Source organism: Streptomyces himastatinicus ATCC 53653, assembly GCF_000158915.1.
Taxonomy (GTDB): Bacteria; Actinomycetota; Actinomycetes; order Streptomycetales; family Streptomycetaceae; genus Streptomyces; species Streptomyces himastatinicus.
Genome location: NZ_GG657754.1, coordinates 6,410,403 through 6,414,131 on the forward strand (window position 1 = coordinate 6,410,403; position 3,729 = coordinate 6,414,131).

General features: G+C 71.8%; 4 protein-coding genes and 1 pseudogene. 4 read left to right on the forward strand and 1 reads right to left on the reverse strand.

Annotated elements, in window-relative coordinates:
- Positions 1-320: LysR family transcriptional regulator (locus SSOG_RS27250; RefSeq protein WP_039938824.1), on the reverse strand; the 320-nt coding region annotated here is incomplete at its 3' end.
- Positions 321-419: 99 nt separating this feature from the next.
- Between SSOG_RS27250 and SSOG_RS27255 the strand changes: the two genes are divergently transcribed.
- The 4 genes and pseudogenes from SSOG_RS27255 to SSOG_RS27270 form a co-directional block, all read left to right on the forward strand.
- Positions 420-1,631, forward strand: coding sequence for an MFS transporter (locus SSOG_RS27255; RefSeq protein WP_009717482.1), 1,212 nt, complete (start codon positions 420-422; stop codon positions 1,629-1,631).
- Positions 1,618-1,915: pseudogene (locus SSOG_RS27260) on the forward strand (DUF3039 domain-containing protein). Before SSOG_RS27255 ends, SSOG_RS27260 begins: the two are co-directional and overlap by 14 nt.
- 145 nt (positions 1,916-2,060) lie before the next feature.
- Positions 2,061-2,498, forward strand: coding sequence for a recombinase family protein (locus tag SSOG_RS27265; RefSeq protein ID WP_009717484.1), 438 nt, complete (start codon positions 2,061-2,063; stop codon positions 2,496-2,498).
- 186 nt (positions 2,499-2,684) lie between these two features.
- Positions 2,685-3,729 (forward strand): extracellular solute-binding protein (locus tag SSOG_RS27270; RefSeq protein ID WP_009717485.1); only part of this gene is annotated, 1,045 nt, incomplete at its 3' end.

Sequence of the window (3,729 nt, forward strand, 5' to 3'; positions counted from 1 at the left end):
AGGGCCCGGCCGCCCACCGCGCGCAGCGCGTCGTCCAGCCGGGCGAGCAGCGGGCCGAGGTCCGCGTACAGCGCCCGGCCGTCCTCGGTGAGGGCGACGCGCCGGGTGGTGCGCTCCAGCAGCCGCGCGCCCACGGTCTCCTCCAGCGCCCGGACGGTGCGGGTCAGCGCGGGCTGGCCGATGCCGAGCCGGTCGGCGGCGTGGGTGAAGTTGCGCTCCTCGGCGACCGCGAGGAAGGCGCGCAGCTGACGCAGCCGGATGGCGTCGATGTCCCGCGCGATGTCCCGTTCACGGTCCCGCTCGCTGTGGCGTTCACTCATGCCGATCGAGCATAGATCGGTCCCCGGCGGCATTTCCCCGGTGAACCGGAGAGTGCCTACGTTTCCGGCGTCACTGTGGTTGAGCAGGGGAGTTGAGCTGTGCGTAAGGTCTGGTTGCTGGCCCTGGGGTCGTTCACCCTGGGCCTCGACGCCTATGTGATGGCGGGGCTGCTGCCCGTCGTCGCGGACGACATCGGGACGACGGTGTCCCTGGCCGGGCAGATGGTGACCGTCTTCACGCTCGCCTACGCGATCTCCGCGCCCCTGGTCGCGGGGCTGCTGCACGGCGCCCGGCCGCGGCTGGTGCTCCTGGTGGCGCTCGCCGTCTTCACCGCGGGCAACGCGCTGACGGCCCTCGCGCCGTCGCTGGGGGCGCTGCTGGGCGCGCGGGTGGTCGCGGGCGCCGGGGCCGGGGTGTACTCGGCGATGTCCACCGCCGCCGCGTCCGCGCTGGTCTCCGGCGAACGGCGCGGCCGGGCCCTGGCGGTGGTGATGGGCGGGATGAGCTCCGGCACCGTGCTCGGGGTGCCGCTGGGCGTCCTGCTGGCCGAGCACACCGGCTGGCGGGCCACGATGTGGCTGGTCACCGGGTTGGGTGCGGTGTCGCTGACCGGGCTCGCGGCGCTGCTGCCGACCGTCCCGACGGCGCCTGCGGTGTCCGTACGGGCGCGGCTGGCGGCCGTCACCGACCGGGCGGTGGCCCCCGTCGTCCAGGTGTCGTTCCTCGCGGCGGTCGCGAGCCTGGGCCTGTACACGTATCTCGCCCCGGTGCTGGCGTCGGCGGGCGGGGAGCGCGAGGTGGCGCCGTATCTGTGGGCGTGGGGCCTGGGCGGGGTGGCGGGCAGCCTCCTGATCGGGAGGCTGGTCGACCGCATGGCCGGTGCGGGCCGGGTGGCGGTGCTGGTCGGCGTGATCATGGCCGTGATCACGGGTGCCGAGGCAGTGCTGCCCGTGCTCGCCCCCGTACCGCTGCTCGCCGGGGCGGCGCTGGTGGTCTGGGGCGCCGCGGGCTGGGCGCTCCAGGTGCCGCAGCAGCACCGGCTGCTGGCGCTGAAGGAGGAGCGCGGCACGGTCGCCCTGGCCCTCAACAACTCGGCGCTGTACCTGGGCAGCGCGGTCGGCTCGGCGCTGGGCGGTGCCGCGCTCTCGGCGGGGCTGTCTGGAGACGTGCTGCCGTGGGCGGCGGCCGGGGTCGCGGCCGCCGGTCTGGCCAGGCATCTGATGGCGGTACGGGGCCCGGTCGGCCCGCGGGGCGCGCACCCGCTGCACGTCGCGGGCATGAGTACCCTAGGGCTGTATGAGCACTCTTGAGCCCGAGCGCGGGGCAGGCACGGGGACCCTCGTTGAGCCGACACCTCAGGTGTCGCACGGTGACGGCGACCACAGAGAGCTATGCCCACTATGTACAGAAGGAAAAGATCATGGAGAGCGCGCTCTCCGGATCTCCTGTCGTCGCACTGTGCGGCAAGGTCTGGGTTCCGGGCCGTGACCCGAAGAAGTACCCGGTGTGTCCGATGTGCAAGGAGATCTTCGAGGGCATGGGCGCCGGCGGTGACAAGGACAAGGACGGCAAGGGCGGCGACGGCAAGAAGTAGCCTCCCCGCCCGGCCGCGCCGGAGCTTCGCGTAGACGGCACGTCCGACCCGTGGCCCGAGATGGGGCCGCGGGTCGGACGTGCCGTGCTGTCCGGCCCCGTCCGGCCCCGTGTCGCGCGGCGGGTGATCCCAGTAGGGTCGGCCCATGAGCGGGCGCACGGAGAACGGATTACGGGACGCGGCGGGGAACGACGGGGCGCCGCGCGCGGCGTATCTGGTGTTCGGCGCGCGCGAGGTCGACGAGCCGGACGCGGAAGGCGCCGGACTCTACTGCCAGTTCGAGAAGGACTGGGACGCCCAGCTGGAACAGTGCGGGCGGCTGGCCGAGGAGCGCGGCTACCGGCCCGCGGGCAGCTGTGTGATGTCGGCCGCGCAACCGGGGCTGCCGCGGCTGCTGGAGTGGGCCGACGACCCCGGCTGCGAGATCGTGCTCGCGCCGAGTGCCCGCATTCTGGGGCGGATCGAGAAGAGCTGGCCGGACTGGGGCCAGGTGGTGGAGCGGCTGGCGGCGGCGGGGGCCCGGGTGGAGGCCGTGCCGTATCCCGAGCCCGCCTACCCGGGCGAGAAGCTGACGCACTCCTAACCACCGCTTCCCCGGGCGCCGGTGGCTGCCCGGACCCCTGGTGCTTCCCCGGGCCCGGGTCTCCTCGGTCAAAGATTGGTCGAGACCTCTTGTCCGGCCCCGAAACGTTCCCTAGCCTGCCGCATATTGTGCTGTGCGAAACACGCGTTGCATGGTATGCAACGCCCTCCCTAAGGGTGCGTTTCCATGAAGCTCTCCAGGCCCCTCCTTCTTTCCCGTCGCCTCGCCGTCCCCACCGCGGCGCTCGTGCTCGCCGGGCTCACCGCCACCGCCTGCGCCCCCTCCACCTCCGACAACACCGCCACGGAGGACGACAAGAGCGGCACTTTGCGCGTCTGGCTCTTCCAGGAGGTCGACAACAAGCCGAAGCAACGGGTCGTCGATGACGTCGTGTCCGCCTTCGAGAAGAAGCACGACGGCGTGAAGGTGGATGTCACCTACATCCCGATCGACACCCGCGCGCAGAAGATCAAGGCGGCCTTCAACGACCCCAAGAGCGCCCCCGACATCATCGAGTACGGGAACACCGACACGGCCGGATATGTGGAGGACGGCGGACTCGCCGACATCAGCAAGGAGTTCGGCGCCTGGGACGAGTCGGCGAACACCGACTCCACCGCCAAGAACTCGGTGACCGTGGGCGGCAAGGTGTACGGCGTGCCGCTGTTCGTCGGCGTACGGGCGCTGTACTACCGCACGGACGTCTTCAAGGACCTCGGCCTCGAGCCGCCCACCAGCCAGAAGGAACTCATCGCAACCGCGAAGGAGATCCGCGAGCGGAAGCCCGACCTCTACGGCATCTCGGTCGGCGGCGCCTACACCTACGGCGCGTTGCCCTTCATCTGGGCCAACGGCGGCGAGCTGGCCACCGAGAAGGGCGCGTTCGGCTCCAACGAGTACGAGGCGGCCATCGACGGCGCCGACGCCAAGAAGGGCATCAAGAGCTACACCTCGCTCATCGCCGACGACAACTGCCCGCCCGCCAAATGCGCCCAGTGGGGCGGCAACGACAGCGTCGCCGCCTTCGCCGCGGGCAAGTCGGGCATGACGATCGGCGGCGATTTCAACCACGCGGCGATCGAGGCGGGGTCGGTCAAGGGCAAGTACGCGGTCGTGCCGCTGCCCGGCGTCAAGGAGGGCAGCATCGCCCCGGCGTTCGCGGGCGGGAACAACGTGGGCGTCCTCAAGAGCAGCACCCACCGCTCGCTCTCCGTGACCTGCTGGAGCAGCT

Coding starts and splice junctions, on each gene's coding strand:
- SSOG_RS27265 (WP_009717484.1), top strand. CDS start 2,061: ATGAGCGGGCGCACGGAGAACGGATTACGGGACGCGGCGGGGAACGAC.